This is a genomic window from Micrococcus luteus (genome assembly GCF_014138885.1).
Taxonomy (GTDB): Bacteria; Actinomycetota; Actinomycetes; order Actinomycetales; family Micrococcaceae; genus Micrococcus; species Micrococcus luteus.
Window position 1 is genome coordinate 734419 of the sequence record NZ_JACJIK010000001.1, and the last position, 15581, is coordinate 749999.

Annotated in this window: 14 protein-coding genes; 3 read left to right on the forward strand and 11 right to left on the reverse strand. The window is 74.2% G+C overall.

The genetic code is table 11. The features are described 5' to 3' along the window. Positions 1 to 264: 264 nt before the first annotated feature. Positions 265 to 981 (forward strand): transcriptional repressor LexA, encoded by a 717-nt coding sequence (lexA, locus tag HDA34_RS03320; RefSeq protein WP_020628152.1) that lies wholly within the window; start codon positions 265 to 267, stop codon positions 979 to 981. 43 nt (positions 982 to 1024) lie between these two features. On the opposite strand, the gene HDA34_RS03325 is transcribed toward lexA, so the two are convergent. Beyond that, complete coding sequence (locus tag HDA34_RS03325; protein WP_036383346.1) at positions 1025 to 3124, reverse strand: ATP-dependent DNA helicase; 2100 nt, start codon at positions 3122 to 3124, stop codon at positions 1025 to 1027. Next, positions 3121 to 4761 (reverse strand): GTPase HflX, encoded by a 1641-nt coding sequence (gene hflX / locus HDA34_RS03330; protein WP_134376956.1) that lies wholly within the window; start codon positions 4759 to 4761, stop codon positions 3121 to 3123. The genes HDA34_RS03325 and hflX overlap by 4 nt, the downstream gene beginning before the upstream one ends. A 444-nt stretch (positions 4762 to 5205) precedes the next feature. Between hflX and HDA34_RS03335 the strand changes: the two genes are divergently transcribed. Together HDA34_RS03335 and HDA34_RS03340 are read left to right on the forward strand one after the other, a co-directional pair. Next, positions 5206 to 6369 (forward strand): NAD(P)-binding domain-containing protein, encoded by a 1164-nt coding sequence (locus HDA34_RS03335; RefSeq protein ID WP_134376958.1) that lies wholly within the window; start codon positions 5206 to 5208, stop codon positions 6367 to 6369. Positions 6370 to 6394: 25 nt separating this feature from the next. After that, positions 6395 to 7030, forward strand: a complete 636-nt coding sequence (locus tag HDA34_RS03340) for a class I SAM-dependent methyltransferase (protein WP_134376959.1) — start codon at positions 6395 to 6397, stop codon at positions 7028 to 7030. A gap of 57 nt (positions 7031 to 7087) precedes the next feature. On the opposite strand, the gene dapF is transcribed toward HDA34_RS03340, so the two are convergent. The 9 genes from dapF to HDA34_RS03385 all read right to left on the reverse strand — a co-directional run bounded on the left by dapF (position 7088) and on the right by HDA34_RS03385 (position 15575). Beyond that, positions 7088 to 8041, reverse strand: a complete 954-nt coding sequence (dapF, locus tag HDA34_RS03345; RefSeq protein ID WP_102708365.1) for a diaminopimelate epimerase — start codon at positions 8039 to 8041, stop codon at positions 7088 to 7090. A 9-nt stretch (positions 8042 to 8050) separates the two neighbouring features. Next, positions 8051 to 8989, reverse strand: a complete 939-nt coding sequence (gene miaA / locus HDA34_RS03350) for a tRNA (adenosine(37)-N6)-dimethylallyltransferase MiaA (RefSeq protein WP_095695801.1) — start codon at positions 8987 to 8989, stop codon at positions 8051 to 8053. After that, complete coding sequence (miaB, locus tag HDA34_RS03355) at positions 8989 to 10536, reverse strand: tRNA (N6-isopentenyl adenosine(37)-C2)-methylthiotransferase MiaB (protein WP_020628159.1); 1548 nt, start codon at positions 10534 to 10536, stop codon at positions 8989 to 8991. Before miaB ends, miaA begins: the two co-directional genes overlap by 1 nt. A gap of 39 nt (positions 10537 to 10575) precedes the next feature. Continuing rightward, on the reverse strand, positions 10576 to 11592 hold the full coding sequence (locus HDA34_RS03360; RefSeq protein WP_134376960.1) for a regulatory protein RecX: 1017 nt from the start codon (positions 11590 to 11592) through the stop codon (positions 10576 to 10578). After that, the gene (gene recA / locus HDA34_RS03365; RefSeq protein ID WP_041104259.1) at positions 11589 to 12653 is read right to left on the reverse strand and encodes a recombinase RecA; all 1065 of its coding nucleotides are present in this window, start codon (positions 12651 to 12653) and stop codon (positions 11589 to 11591) included. Before recA ends, HDA34_RS03360 begins: the two co-directional genes overlap by 4 nt. Before the next feature lie 210 nt (positions 12654 to 12863). Continuing rightward, positions 12864 to 13082 carry a DUF3046 domain-containing protein gene (locus tag HDA34_RS03370; RefSeq protein ID WP_002856506.1) on the reverse strand — a complete coding sequence of 73 codons (219 nt, stop codon included), beginning with the start codon at positions 13080 to 13082 and terminating at the stop codon, positions 12864 to 12866. 98 nt (positions 13083 to 13180) lie between these two features. After that, positions 13181 to 13582, reverse strand: coding sequence for a helix-turn-helix domain-containing protein (locus HDA34_RS03375; protein WP_036315027.1), 402 nt, complete (start codon positions 13580 to 13582; stop codon positions 13181 to 13183). Between the two features lie 107 nt (positions 13583 to 13689). Beyond that, positions 13690 to 14973 carry a hypothetical protein gene (locus HDA34_RS03380; protein WP_134376961.1) on the reverse strand — a complete coding sequence of 428 codons (1284 nt, stop codon included), beginning with the start codon at positions 14971 to 14973 and terminating at the stop codon, positions 13690 to 13692. Between the two features lie 80 nt (positions 14974 to 15053). After that, on the reverse strand, positions 15054 to 15575 hold the full coding sequence (locus HDA34_RS03385) for a CinA family protein (RefSeq protein WP_095353821.1): 522 nt from the start codon (positions 15573 to 15575) through the stop codon (positions 15054 to 15056). Positions 15576 to 15581: the final 6 nt, after the last annotated feature.

Sequence of the window (15581 nt, forward strand, 5' to 3'; positions counted from 1 at the left end):
CCAGGTGATCGAACATGTGTTCGAATCCGTTCGAATGCCTTTCTAGCACAGGTGTTCGAGACATGCCACGACGAGATCGAACATATCTTTGAAGGAGAGGCGGCTCTCCTCTAGGCTCGAGGCCATGCACGGACGCCCCGGAACGCCCCGGGACCGCCAAGACACAGGCAACCAGCGGGGGCGGACACGGTAAGCGTCCGGACGGCAGCCGGACGCCGGAACACGAGTCCGGCCACCATCACCCCGGGAGAACGGACGGCAGCCATGAGCACCACCGACGATCAGCCGGCGGCGCGCGCGCCGCTCACCGACCGCCAGCGGCGGATCGTGCAGACCATCCGGGACGCGATCGCCGACCACGGCTACCCGCCCTCCATGCGCGAGATCGGCGACGCCGCGGGCCTGGCCTCGCTCTCCTCCGTCACGCACCAGCTGGGCCGTCTCGAGCGGCACGGCTACATCCGGCGCGACCCCGGACGCCCGCGTGCCCTCGAGGTGCTGCTCGACGTGGACGGCACCCCGCTGGGCGAGGCCGCCTCCCCCACCGCTGCGCCGTCGTCGCGGGTCTCCGCGATCCCCGCGTGGCACACCGGCGCAGACGAGGCGGACAGCGTGCCGGTCCCCTGGGTCGGCCGCATCGCGGCGGGCGGCCCGGTCCTGGCTGAGCAGCAGGTCGAGGACGTCATGGCGATCCCGCGACGCCTCACGGGCGAGGGCGAGCTGTTCATGCTGCGCGTCACGGGCGACTCGATGGTGGACGCCGCGATCTGCGACGGCGACTGGGTGGTGGTGCGCCGGCAGGACACGGCGGAGAATGGCGACATCGTCGCGGCCCTCCTCGACGACGAGGCCACCGTGAAGACCTTCCGCCGCCGCGACGGGCACACCTGGCTCCTCCCCCAGAACACGGCCTACGAGCCCATCCTCGGCGATCACGCCACCGTGATGGGGCGGGTCGTCACGGTCCTGCGTTCGCTCTGACCCGCTCCCTCCGGCCGGGCCGACGGCCCGAGGCCGAGCGAGGTCAATCGCCCGAGGCGAGCCGTGCCAGCACCCCGCGGACGACGTCGCGGTCCGTGGTGCGCCAGAAGTCCGGCAGGGCGCTCGTGATGTAGCCGCCGTACCGCTCGGTGGCCAGGCGGGGGTCCAGCACGGCCACCACGCCGCGGTCCGTCACGGAGCGCACGAGGCGCCCGGCGCCCTGGGCCATGCGCACGGCCGCATGCGTGGCGGAGATCCGCATGAACCCGTTGCCGCCGTGCCGGGCGACGTCCCGGGTGCGGGCCTGGGAGAGCGGGTCGTCCGGCCGCGGGAACGGGATGCGGTCGATCACCACGAGCCGCAGCGAGTTCCCCGGCACGTCCACGCCCTGCCACAGGCTCATGGTCCCGAACAGGGACGTGTCCGGCTCCTCGGAGAACTGGCGCACGAGGGCGGAGAGGGTCGCGTCCCCCTGGCACAGGATCGTGGTCTTCGGCCCGAGCCGACGGCGCATCTCGGCGGCGGCGTCCTCGGCCGCCCGGCGCGAGGAGAACAGGCCGAGGGCCCCGCCCCGCGACGCCCTCAGGAGCGCCTCGAGCTCATCCAGGGACTCGGGCGAGGCCGTCCGGCCGGGCCGGGGCAGGTGCCGGGCCACGTAGAGCACCCCCTGACGCGGGTAGTCGAAGGGGCTGCCGACGTCGAGGGCCTCGAACTTCGGGGCGTCCGGGCCGGCCAGGCCCACGTCGCCGGCCACCGAGTCGAACCGGCGCTCCCCCGAGCCCACGGTGAGCGTGGCGGAGGTGAGCACCGTCGTCGCCTTGCCGAACAGGCCCTCCCGCAGCTTGCCGGCCACCGAGAGCGGGGCCACGTAGAGCTGGGGCGGGTCGGTCTCGTCCCCCGGCTGCCAGCCCACGCCGGGCTCGAAGTGGCCGGGGCGGGTGGCCCACAGCACCTCGGGGAAGTCGGCCTCGGGCCGGGCCGCGAGCATGCGCTCCACCACCTCGAGGACCTCGAGGATCCGCGAGCGCGCCATCTGCCGTCCGCCGTCGGCGTCGGCCTCCTTGTCCTTGTCCTGGCCGAGGTCGGACAGGCACTGGCGCGCGGCCGTGAGGACGCCGGTGAGGGCCTGCTCCTGGACCTCGTCCGGGCCCGCGGCGATCAGACCGGACGGAGTGTCCGTGAACGCGCGGTCCAGGGCCGCCCCGGCCTCGATCAGGTCCTCCACGGCCACGGTGGTGTGGCGGCGCAGCGAGGTGGCCGCGCCGTGCACGATCGACCCGGACAGCTGCCCGGTGACCGCACCGGTCACCCGGTCCTGCAGCTCGTGGGCCTCGTCCACGACGACGGCCGAGTACGCCGGCAGCACCGCGAGGCCCTCGAAGGCGCTGATGGCGAGCATCGCGTGGTTGGTGACCACGACGTCCGCGTCCGCCGCGTCCGCGCGGGCACGCTCGGAGAAGCACTCCTCGGCCTGGGGGCAGCGGGACGCGCCGAGGCAGTCGACCGCGGTGACGGAGACCTGCCGCCACGCGCGGTCGGTGACGGGGACCTCGAGGTCGTCGCGGTCCCCGGTCTCGGTCTGGTCCGCCCACGCCCGCAGGTACATGACCTCCTTGCCCAACAGGGAGGAGGGCCCGGCGGCGCCGTCCGTGGCGGAGCCGATCACCCCGCCGTCGTCGGCGACCGTGAAGAGGGCCTCCTCGCCCTCATCCCCGGGGTAGCCGCCGTCCACCTTGTGGCGACAGAGGTAGTTGGAGCGGCCCTTGACCAGGGCGACGACGGGCTCGCGAGGCAGCTCGTCCTTGAGCGCCTCGACCAGCCGGGGGGCGTCCCGCTTCATGATCTGGGCCTGCAGGGCGAGCGTGGCCGTGGCGACGACGACGGGGTCCTCCTGCGTCATCGCGTGCTGGATCGCGGGGATCAGGTAGGCCAGGGACTTGCCGGTGCCGGTGCCGGCCTGCACGAGCAGGTGGCGGCGCGACTCGAGGGCGCGCGCCACCTGCAGCACCATCTCCCGCTGGCCCGCGCGGTGCTGGCCGCCGGTGGCCTGCACCGCGGCGTCCAGCAGGCGCAGTGCCTCGCGCTCGTGCTCCGTGCGGGGCTGCGCGCCGCCTGCCCCGACTTCCTCCGCCCCGCCGCTCACAACGCGTCCGCCTCCACGACGAACTCGGCGAAGTCCGGCGCGATGTCCTCACGGACCAGCACGGACAGGCGGGTGCCGCCCTCCTCGTAGCCCTCGGCCAGGATCTCCGCGTCCGCCGAGTGGAGGCGGGAGACCAGCTCACCCCGGGTGAACGGGATCAGCAGTTCGAGCCGCACGTCCGGCCGCGGGATGGTGGCCGCGATGGCGCGCTCGAGCTCGTCGATGCCCTCGCCGGTGCGCGCCGAGACCACCACGGCGTGGGGCTCCTTGGCCCGGATCCGGGCGATGACGGCCGGGTCCGCGGCGTCCGCCTTGTTCAGCACGATGATCTCGGGGATCCGGTGCGCGTGCACCTCCGCGAACACGGAGCGCACCGCGGCGATCTGGCCCTCGGGGTCCGGGTGCGAGCCGTCCACGACGTGCAGGATGACGTCCGCGTCCGCGACCTCCTCGAGGGTGGAGCGGAACGCCTCGACCAGCTGCGTGGGCAGGTTCCGCACGAAGCCGACCGTGTCCGAGAGGGTGTAGCCGATGCCGTCCGGCGTCATGGCCTTGCGCACGGTGGGGTCCAGCGTGGCGAACAGGGCGTTCTCCACGAGCACCCCGGCGTGGGTGAGGCGGTTGAGCAGGGACGACTTCCCGGCGTTGGTGTACCCGGCGATCGCCACGGACGGCACCCGGTTGCGACGACGGTTGGCGCGCTTGGCCTCCCGGGCCGGCTTCATCCCGGCGATGTCCCGGCGCAGCTTCGCCATGCGGGTGCGGATGCGGCGGCGGTCCAGCTCGATCTTGGTCTCACCGGGTCCACGGGAGCCGATGCCCTCGCCGGCGGCGGCACGGCCGCCGGCCTGCCGGGACATGGACTCGCCCCAGCCGCGCAGGCGCGGCAGCAGGTACTCGAGCTGCGCGAGCTCGACCTGGGCGCGGCCCTCACGCGAGCTCGCGTGCTGGGCGAAGATGTCCAGGATCAGCGCGGTCCGGTCGATCACCTTCACCCGCACCACGTCCTCCAGCGCGCGACGCTGAGACGGGGCGAGCTCGGAGTCCACCACCACGGTGTCCGCACCGGAGAGCGCCACGATCTCGGCGAGCTCCTGCGCCTTGCCCTTGCCGAGGAACGTGGCCGGGTCCGGGGTGGCGCGGCGCTGGATGACGCCGTCGAGCACCTCCGAGCCCGCGGTCTCGGCGAGCGCGGCGAGCTCCCGCAGGGAGTTCTCCGCATCCTCCGCGGAGCCCTCGGTCCAGACGCCCGCCAGCACCACGCGCTCCAGGCGCAGCTGGCGGTACTCGACCTCGGTCATGTCCTCGAGCTCGGTGGACAGACCCTGCACGCGCTTGAGGGAGTGGCGCGCGGCGAGCTCGTCCTGGTCACCGTCGGCGTCGGTGTGCCCGTCCTCGCCCTCGTCCAGGGCGAGTGCGCGGCCCGCGAGCGCGCCGGAGCGGTACGGGGCGCCGGCGTCGGGGGCGTCCCGGTGCTCGGCGGCGGCGCCGTCCGCGGAGCCGTGCCCGGTCGCCTCGCGCTCGGAGGCGCGGCGAGCGTCATCGGCGGCCAGGATGCGGTCGATCACGGCCTGGATCTCGTCCTCGGAGCCGTGGGCGCCCTGGGGGCCGGGGGTGTGCTGGTTCTTCTCAGTCATGGTCTCCTCTGGGCCGCCGCGGTCGGGTGGCCCGATGCTCTCAGGGTAGAGGGGTGCGCGGACGCGTTAGGCGGCTGTCCGCAGGGGGCGGACGTGGCGGGTGACGCGCACGGCCGTGTGGGCAGGGGTCGGCGCCGCGCTGCGACGATCTCGCGGCGGCTCCGTTCGCGGGAGGAAGGTGAGCACGCGGCACCGCAGCCACGAGGTCTCGTCGGCGGGCGTGCAGGGGCGGACCACATCGTCCATGGTGGGATCTCCATCAGGTGCCGGGGCGCGCTCGACGGCCTCATCCGAGGCGGGCGCGCGAGGGGGCGGGGGCGGGCAGTGACGCGGGGGCGTCAGTGCAGGAAGATCCACATGGGCGTCGAGTGTACCGGGCGGCGCGTGTGGGCGACAGGGGCCCCGGCGCCCGGTCCGCTGACGACGCGCACGTATCCTGCGGGCATGACCGTGTCCCCCTCCCCTGCCCCGCCGCAGCCCGGCCGGACGGGCCGGGCGACCGTCGTCGTGATCGGCGCGGGCCAGGCGGGCTTGTCCGCCGCCTACCACCTGCGCCGCCGCGGCTTCGTGGGGCTGGGTCCGAACGACGACGGCGCCGCCGGCGTCCCCGAGGACGCCCCCGGCACGTTCGTGGTGCTCGACGCGGAGACCGCCCCGGGCGGGGCGTGGCAGCACCGCTGGGACTCGCTCACGATGGCCACCGTCAACCACATCCACGAACTGCCCGGCGACCCGGTGCCGCCGGCCGACCCGGCCGCGCGCGCCAACGCCCTGCTGCCGGCCTACTTCGCCGACTACGAGGCGCGGTTCGCCCTGCCGATCCGGCGGCCCGTGCGCGTGAGGCGCGTCGAGCGGATCGGCGCGCCGGGACGTGCGCGCGGGCTCCTCGTCCGCACGGACGGGGGGCCGGGCACGTGGCGGGCGGACTTCGTGGTCAACGCGACCGGCACCTGGACGTCCCCGCGGTGGCCCTCGGTGCCCGGGATGCGCTCGTTCCGCGGCCGGCAGCTGCACACCCACGACTACCTGTCCAAGGACGAGTTTGCCGGGCAGCGGGTGGTGATCGTGGGCATGGGCGTCTCGGCGACGCAGCTGCTGGCCGAGATCTCCACGGTCGCGGACACCCTGTGGGTGACCCGCCGCGAGCCGCGGTGGCAGGACTCGGCCGCGCCCGGTGCCCTGGCCGAGTCGGTGCGCGGGGTGGACGAACGGACCCGTGCGGGCCTGCCGCCGGGCTCCGTGGTCGGGGCGACCGGGATGCACCGCTCATCCTGGGTGCGCGAGGCCGAGACACGAGGCGTGCTGGTGCGCCACCCCATGTTCACGGCCGTCGAGCCGGACGGGGTGCGGATGCCCGACGGCTCGTTCGAACCGGCGGACGTGATCCTCTGGGCCACCGGCTTCCGGCCGGCGATCCGGCACCTCGCTCCCCTGCGGCTGCGCACGCCCGCCGGCGGCATCCGCGTGGCGGGCGCGCGCGCCCTGGACGAGCCGCGCCTGTTCCTCCTCGGCTACGGCCCCTCCCAGTCCACGGTCGGGGCCAACCGCGCCGGGCGCGACGCCGTGCGCGCGATCCTCTCGGACCTGGCCGGGCCGCCGTCGGGCTGAGGGCCGCGGCGACCCGCTGGCTACCATGGTCGCCGTGAGCCCCGCATCCCACTACTTCGACGCCGACCCCTCCGCACCCGAGCGGCGCCGCACCGTGCGGACACGCCTGGCCGGCCGCGACGTCGAGGTCCAGACGGCCAACGGGATCTTCTCCCCGGACGGTCTGGACAAGGGCACCGCGGCCCTGTTCTCGGCCGTGCCCGCGCCGCCGGCGAGGGGCCGGTTCCTCGACGTCGGCGCGGGCTGGGGGCCGGTCGCCCTCACGCTGGCGCTGCGGTCGCCCGAGGCGGAGGTGACCGCCGTCGAGGTCAACGACCGCTCCCTGCAGCTGACCCGCGACAACGCCGCGGCGCTGGGCCTCGGCAATGTCGTGGCACTGCGGCCGGAGGACGTCCCCGAGGGCGCGGAGTTCGACCTCATCTGGTCCAACCCGCCCATCCGGATCGGCAAGCCGGCGCTGCACGCCCTGCTGGAGCGGTGGCTGCCACGACTGGCCCCCGGCGGCGAGGCCTGGCTGGTGGTGCAGAAGAACCTCGGCGCGGACTCGCTGCTGCCGTGGATCGGCCGGATGCTCGAGGAGCGCGCGCCCAGCCGGTTCACCGCGGAGCGGGCGGACAGCGTCAAGGGCTTCCGGATCCTGCGGGTGGCGCGGGCGCGCTGAGGCGCCGTTTCCCGAACGACAGCGGTTCGTGGCCCGCCGTTTCCCGAACGAAAGCGGTCAGGCGGTGAGTTCGCCGTCGAAGACCAGCTCGGCCGGGCCGGAGAGGACCACGTGCTCGGCCCCCTCCGGGCCCGGCACGACATCCACGGCCAGCACGCCGCCGGGCACCTCGACGAGCCACGAGTCCGAGCCCTGGTCGCCCGACCATGCGCGCATCGCCACAGCCGCCGCGCACGCGCCCGTCCCGCAGGACTGGGTCTCGCCCACCCCGCGCTCGTGCACGCGCATCCGCACGCGGCCGACGCTCTCGCGCACGAGCGGCTCGTGCGCGGCCACGAACTCGACGTTCGTCCCGTGCGGCGGGGCGGGGTCCACCTCGGGGGCGCGGCCCAGGTCCAGCCCCTGCAGGTCGGCGAAGGAGGCCAGCGGGACCACGGTGTGGGGGTTGCCCATCGAGATGCTCAGCGCCGGACGCGGATCGGTGAGGCCGTGGGCGAGGACCATCGAGTCCGACGCCGCCTCCTCCGCCAGCTCGGGGTCGAGGTACGACCAGGGGCCCATGTCGATCGCGTAGCCGTGCTCGAGCCGGGTCACGGCCTTCACACCGGCGCGCGTGCCGATGGTGATCGCCCGGCCGGGGGCCAGGTCCACGAGGCCCTTCTCGACCAGGAAGTGCACGAAGACGCGCACCCCGTTGCCGCACATCTCGGCGATCGAGCCGTCGCCGTTGCGGTAGTCCATGAACCACTCGGCCTCGGGGTGCTCGGCGAGCAGCGCCTCACCCTCCGGCAGACGCGCGGACCGCACGGCGCGGATGACGCCGTCGGCGCCGATCCCCCGGTGCCGGTCAGCCAGCCGTGCGACGCGCTGGGCGTCGAGCTGCGTGTTGCCGTCCGGGTCGGCGATCAGCACGAAGTCGTTGCCCGTGCCATGGCCCTTCGTGAACGGCACGCGCGGCGCGCTCGCGTGGAGGGGGTCCTGGGCGGCGGGCGCCGCGGGCTGCTCGGTCATGGGCCCAGTCTAGGTGGCGTCCCCGGCGACGACGGCGAGCGCCTCCGCCACGATGTCCTCGCCCTGCGCGTCGAGCCAGACGACGCGTGGGTCGGCCCGGAACCAGGTCTCCTGGCGTCGGGCGAACCGGCGCGTGGCCACGACGGTCTGCTCGGCCGCCTCCGCCTCGGTGAGCTCGCCGTCGAGGACGGCGAGCATCTGGGCGTAGCCGATCGCGCGGGACGCGGTCGGTCCCTGCCGCAGCCCGTCCGGCCCGGGGACGTCGAGGCGGCGGACCTCGTCCAGCAGACCCTCGGCCAGCATGCGCTCCACCCGGGCCGCGATCCGCTGGTGCAGCTCGGACCGGTCCAGGCGCAGGCCGAGCTGCACCACGGGGGCGACCTCCGGGGCGTACGTGCGCTCCGGCATGAACGCGGAGAACGGACGGCCCGTCAGCCGGCACACCTCCAGCGCGCGCACGATGCGGCGGGCGTCCTGCAGCCGCTCCGCCGAGACCGGGTCCAGGGCGGCCAGCTCGGCCCTCAGCCCGGCCAGGCCCTCCCGCTGCGCGCGCGCCTCCAGCTCGGTCCGCAGCGCCGGGTCCGTGGGTGGGAATTCGAGCACGTCCAGCGCCGCCCGCACGTACAGCCCGGAGCCGCCCACGAGGATCGGGGTCCGACCCCGCGCGCGGATCTGGTCGAACAGGTCGCGGGCCGCGGACTGGAAGGCCGCCACCGAGGCCTCCTGGCCGACGTCGAGCACGTCCAGCAGATGGTGCGGGACGCCCTCGCGTTCAGCCGGGGTGACCTTCGCCGTGCCCACGTCCATCCCCCGGTAGAACTGCAGGGCGTCCCCGTTGACCACCTCGCCGTCCAGCGCGTGCGCCAGGGCGACGGCGAGGGCGGACTTGCCCGTCGCCGTCGCCCCGACGACGGCGACGACGGGCGGCCGGGCCGCGACGGCGGACATCAGGACCGCGGGCGCAGGGTCGGCATGCCGAGGCTCGTGGCACCGGAGCCGCCCGCCGTGCCGGGGGCCGGCGCGCCGCACGACTCGGCCTGGGCGCGGTCCCACGCGTCGCCGGCCCGGGAGCGGCGCAGGACGTAGTCCTGGGCGGTCGGGTCGGCGACGGCGAAGAACGGGTGGGCCTCGGTGACCGTCACGGTGACGAAGTCGCCGGGGCGGGGGGTCTCGGCGCCGGCGGGCACGGAGAAGTGCACGAGCCGGTTGTCGGGTGCGCGCCCGGACAGGCGGCCGCGCTCCGCGGCCTTGGAGCCGGAGTCGGCGGTGACGAGCAGCTCCTGGCGGGTGCCGACGAGCGTGGCCATCTCCTCGGCCGAGATCCGGTCCTGCAGGGCCACGAGGCGCTCGAAGCGCTCCTGGACGACGGCCTTGGGCACCTGGTGGTCCATCTCCCCGGCGGGGGTCCCGGGGCGGATGGAGTACTGGAAGGTGAACGCGGAGGAGAAGCGGGAGGCCTCGACCACGCGCATCGTCTCGGCGAAGTCCTCCTCGGTCTCCCCGGGGAAGCCGACGATGATGTCCGTGGTGATGGCGGCGTGCGGGATGCGCTCGCGCACCTTCTCCAGGATCCGCAGGAACTTCGCGGACCGGTAGGAGCGGCGCATGTCCTTGAGCACCTTGTCCGAGCCCGACTGCAGGGGCATGTGCAGCTGCGGCATGACGTTGGGGGTCTCGGCCATCGCGTCGATGACGTCGTCCGTGAACGCGGCCGGGTGGGGGCTGGTGAAGCGGACGCGTTCGAGGCCCTCGATCTCCCCGCACGCGCGCAGCAGCTTGGCGAACGCGCCGCGGTCGCCGAACTCGACGCCGTAGGTGTTCACGTTCTGGCCCAGCAGCGTGACCTCGACGGCGCCGGCGTCGACGAGCGCCTGCACCTCGGCGAGGATCTCCCCGGGGCGGCGGTCCTTCTCCTTGCCGCGCAGCGACGGGACGATGCAGAACGTGCACGTGTTGTTGCAGCCCACGGAGATGGACACCCAGCCGGAGTGGGTGGAGTCGCGCTTGGTGGGCAGGGTGGAGGGGAACACCTCGAGCGACTCGAGGATCTCGATCTCGGCCTCGGCGTTGTGGCGCGAGCGCTCCAGCAGCACGGGCAGGGAGCCGATGTTGTGGGTGCCGAAGACGACGTCCACCCACGGGGCCCTGCGCTGGATGGCGGCCTGGTCCTTCTGGGCGAGGCACCCGCCGACGGCGATCTGCATGCCCGGGTGCGCGTCCTTCACCGCACGCAGGTTGCCGAGGTTGCCGTACAGGCGGTTGTCCGCGTTCTCGCGGACCGCGCACGTGTTGAAGACCACGAGGTCGGCCTGGGCGTCCTCGGCGACCGGGGCGTAGCCGGTGGACTCGAGCAGGCCGGAGATGCGCTCGGAGTCGTGCACGTTCATCTGGCAGCCGAAGGTGCGGACCTCATAGGTCAGGCCCTCGTGCGGGCGCGCGGCGGCGCCGTCCTGCGCGAGCGGGGTGGTGCGGGGGGTGGGGTCCGTCAGAGTCACCGCACCATTCTAGGAACTCCGGGCGCGGCCCGGGTCCGCTCACTCCTCGTGCTCGGCGAGGACCTCCTTCACGACGGCGAACGCGAGGCCGCCGCCGTAGCCCTTGCGTCCCAGCATGCCGACGAGGCGGCGGGTCACCTTGTCCCGCTCGGCCCGGGCCTCCGGCGAGGCACCGCCGGGGACGGTGCGGCCCCGCAGCCGTCGGCGCACGAGGTCGAGGGCGGCGGCCCGTTCGTCCTCGCCGTCGATGGCCTCGAGCGCCTCGGCGGCGATCTCCCGGTCCACGCCCTTCTGCTGGAGCTCGTGCCCGAGGGCACGGCGCGCCAGGCCCTTGCTTCGGTGACGGCTGCGGACCCAGACCTCGGCGAAGGCGGCGTCATCCACGAGGCGCACCTCCTCGAAGCGGTCGAGGACGCGCTCGATCAGCTCGGGCTCGGCCTGGCGCTCGGCGAGCTTGCGTTCGAGCTGGCCGCGGGAGCGGGGGCCCAGGGCGAGCTGGCGCAGGACGACCTCGCGTGCGGCCTCCTCGCGCTCACGCGGTGCGGTGGGCAGGGGCGCCGGGCCGGGGCGACGTCGGGGGCGGTCGGTCTCGACGGCGGGGCGGGGATCCACGGCCGGGCGTCCCTCGTCGCGAGGACGGCCACGCCGCGGGGGCGTGGTGGCCCGCTTCCGGCCCCGGCGCTCGATGTCCGCCCGGGTGTCCTCGCGCCCGGACCAGGGCAGCGCACGGGGCCCGGCGCCGGGCGCGGGACTGGGCAGATCGCTCGCGCGAGTCAGCAGGGCCCCGAGATCCGGTGCCGCGCCGGGGGCGGGATCCGAGCCGTCCCCCGCGGGGGTTCCGGCGTCGCGCGCGGGCACGGCGTCCCGCGCGGCATCCGAGGCGTCCGCGTCGGACGACGTCGGCTCCGGTGCGCCGGCCAGGTCGAGCCACATTCGGCCCACGTCCGAGTCCCGGGCGTCGTCGAACGCGGACGCACCGGAGGCGGAGCCGCTCCGGTCGGTCGTCTCCGACCGGTGGGCGGCCCCGCCTCCGACGTTCCTGCGCGATCGGGTCATCCGGCCGCGGTGTCCCCCGGAACCGCGGTCAGGGCCGGGGCCTCGTCGTCCTCGGCCTCCGGGGCCACGCCGATGCCGAGCTTCGTGAGGATGCGCTCCTCGATCTCGTTGGCGAGGTCCGGGTTGTCCTTGAGGAAGCGACGGGCGTTCTCCTTGCCCTGCCCGAGCTGGTCCCCGTCATAGGTGAACCACGCGCCGGACTTCTTGACGATGCCCTCCTCGACACCCATGTCGATCAGGCCGCCCTCGCGGGAGATGCCGACCCCGTAGAGGATGTCGAACTCGGCCTGTTTGAAGGGCGGGGCCATCTTGTTCTTGACGATCTTCACGCGGGTGCGGTTGCCGACGGGGTTGCCGGCCTCCTTGAGGGTCTCGATGCGGCGGACGTCGATGCGCACGGACGCATAGAACTTGAGCGCCTTGCCGCCCGTGGTGGTCTCCGGGGAGCCGAAGAACACGCCGATCTTCTCGCGCAGCTGGTTGATGAAGATGGCCGTGGTCTTGGTCTGGTGCAGGCGGCCGGTCACCTTGCGCAGCGCCTGGGACATGAGGCGGGCCTGCAGGCCGACGTGGGAGTCGCCCATCTCGCCCTCGATCTCGGCGCGCGGGGTCAGCGCGGCCACGGAGTCGATGACGACGATGTCCAGGGTGCCCGAGGAGACGAGCATGTCCATGATCTCCAGGGCCTGCTCGCCGGTGTCCGGCTGGCTGACCAGCAGGGCGTCCGTGTCCACCCCGAGCTGGCGGGCGTAGACCGGGTCCAGGGCGTGCTCCGCGTCGATGAAGGCCGCGATGCCGCCGTTGCGCTGCGCGTTGGCCACCGCGTGCAGGGCCAGGGTGGTCTTGCCCGAGGACTCCGGGCCGTAGATCTCCACCACGCGGCCGCGCGGCAGGCCGCCGATGCCCAGGGCCACGTCCATGGCCACCGAGCCCGTGGGGATGACCTCGACGGGTGCCTGGGTCTGGTCCCCCAGCCGCATGACGGAACCCTTGCCGAACTGCTTGTCGATCTGGGCGAGAGCGGCCTCGAGGGCCTTCTCGCGATCCGTCACCTTGCTCATCCTTCACCCCTAGCTCTGGTGGTGCTGCCGCGGACGCTGGAGCGCCCGCCTCGGTCATGTCCGTGAATCTACGGGGGGCGGCGGACACGATAAGCGTGGCCGGCCCCGCCTGTGCACGAGATCACCCCGTCGCACTGCTGTGCAGGACTCTACCGCATTCTTCGAACACGTGTTCGAACAGGGGCAGTGCCCCGCCAGCGCCTCGCGGCGTCAGCGTTTCGGCGGCACGTCCCGACCGAGACGCCGCTCCTGGGGGATCTCATGCAGGTCGCAGACCGCCAGCCAGACCCGCCGCGGGTCCACGCCGGCGGCGAGCGCCGCCGTCGCGGTGGTGTCCAGGCCGGGCAGGTGCAGGGAGTCGGCCACGAGGCCGGCCCGGGCGGGGCCGAACTCCTCGTCCATCAGTCGGCGGAACTCGCTCTCGCGCACGGGCGGTCCTCTCTGTGGTCGGTCGCGGGGTCAGAGACGGGGACGCAGACGGCGCGGGCGCCCCGAGACGGGGCGCCCGCGCCGTGGGTGTGGCGGGGTCAGCGGCCGGCCAGCGAGCCCAGGCTGGGGTCCGTGAGGTCGTCCGGCAGGGTGTCCGGGACGACCATGCCCTCCTGCTCCACGAGCCGGTCCGAGACCTCCCGCAGCAGGTAGGACAGCGGGATGTCCAGCGCCTGGCAGATCGAGGCCAGCAGCTCGGAGGAGGCCTCCTTCTGGCCGCGCTCCACCTCCGACAGGTAGCCGAGCGAGACACGGGCGTCGTGCGAGACCTCGCGCAGGGTGCGGCCCTGGAGCTGCCGGACGTCGCGCAGGACGTCGCCGATCTCGTGGCGGAGGAGGGGCATGCTGCGCTCCTTGATGTCGGGGGCGGCCGCGCGGGGACGGGGCTGGTCATCGACCCAGCGCGTGATTCCGTGGGAATGGACGGGATGTCGCATCATGTCTATCGCCTGCTCCTGGACTTTTCCTGAAGGGCGCCGGACCGCGGGCCTGATCCCGCGAGGCACTCTTCTTGACTCGTTACATTCAACGTCGGGCGGGGTCGCGTTCATTCCCGAGACACCGCCTCCCCCGCCGTCGGGCCCTCCGCGGCCCCGTCGCCCTCGTGCCGCTCCGAGCGCCGATGCCGTTCCCGCAGGGAGTACGTGGCGTTCCGGATGCGCTCGGAGTCGTCCAGGCTCGATCCGACGGCCCCGGCCATCGTGCCCATCGACGCCGCCAGCCACACGAGCCGGACGTAGTCGCCCACACCGCTGGGCTGCTCGAGCTCCTCCCCCAGATACTCCACGGGGATGATCATGAGCGCGACCAGCAGCAGCGTCACGAAGAGCAGCACGTAGACGACGGTGCAGGCCAGGCCCACGGTGAGCACGGTGGAGAGGTTGTCCAGCCGCGAGCTGTGCCGGTGGGCCGCACCGTGCGTCCACAGACCGTTCGTGGTGACCAGCCACGCCACCAGCAACACCACGGACAGCACGCTGACCGCCGCGAGCCGCCCCGGAGACATCACGCTGGAGAGCACCCAGATGGAGCCGAAGAACACACCGTAGGCACCGGCCGCGCTGGCCGAGGCGATCGTGAACGTCATGTCCCGCGGCATGAGCAGCGGCCGGTTGGCCATCACCATCCCGGCCAGCAGACGCAGCGTGCCCGTCCAGCCCTTCACGTACACCGTGGACGTGCGCCGGGACCCGCCGCCCATCCCGGTGGTCGTGGTCACGTCCGCGTCGACGTCGCCCAGCGGGGCGATGCCCCGCAGCGCGGCCGTGTCGGGCTCGGGAGGCTCGTCCGCCGGGGACCGGCCGCCGTCCTCCTCCACCTCGCCGGACTCGTCGGAGGACTGCACGTCCAGCTCCCCGTCCGGCGGGTCCACGTGCGGGGCGGTGTCGATGTGCTCGACGATCCGCAGCACCGTCTCCCGCAGCCGGCGGGCCGGGGTGATGACCCCCAGCGCCGGGACGCACACGACGCCGACCCGCAGCTGCGGCACGACGTCCGCCACCACGCCGCGCCGGTCGTCGAACCGGGGCAGGTCGACGACGGCGACCACCGTGTCCCATCCCTGCCCGTCCGCGAGTGAGCGGACCGGCTCCTCCAGGACCATGCCCCCGGTCGCACCGACCGGCAGCGACTCCTGCCGTGTCTCGACCCGCCAGCCGCCGGGCTGCGGCAGGCGTTCGTCGAGCCGGTCCTCGACGTCCCCGGCGATGCGGCGCACGAGGGCCCACGGGGTGCCCGGGTCGGCCACGAGGCCGATGACGCGGGGGCCCGGGGCGTCGTCGCCGTCCTGCGGTGCATGCTCGGGCGGGGTGGGAGGCGATGCGGTCTCCATCGCGCCGAACCTACGCACCGGGTTGGGCCGGCACCAGGGACGGGGCGCCGAGTCGGGTCGGTCGGCGCCCCCGTGCAGCCTCAGTGGCCGGGGCCGGCGAGCAGGTGCGTCAGGGCCTGCAGCGCCGCGGCGACGGTGGCCTCCCGGATCGCGGCCCGGTCGCCGTCGAGCCGGAGGAGGATCGCGGTGGCCGCGCCGTCGCGCTCGCCGCCGAGCACGTCCAGCGCGCTCGCGTCCGCGTCGGGCACGGCCAGGCCGAGCCACACGGTGCCCACCGGCTGGCCCTGGTGCGGCTCGGGCCCGGCGACGCCCGTGGTGGCCACACCGACGTCGGCGCCCAGGGCCGCCCGGGCGCCGAGGGCCATCCGTCGGGCCACGTCCGCATCCACCGCCCCGACCCGCGCGAGCAGGTCCTCCGGCACACCCAGCAGGCCGGTCTTCACGGCGTTCTGGTAGGCCACCACGCCGCCGTGCAGCACGGCCGACGCCCCGGGGACGTCGGCCAGGCGCGCGGCCACCAGACCGGCGGTGAGGGACTCCCCCGTCGCCACCGTGAGGCCCGCGTCCGCGAGCGCGTGCACCACGTCCCGGGCCGCCGCCATGGTCAT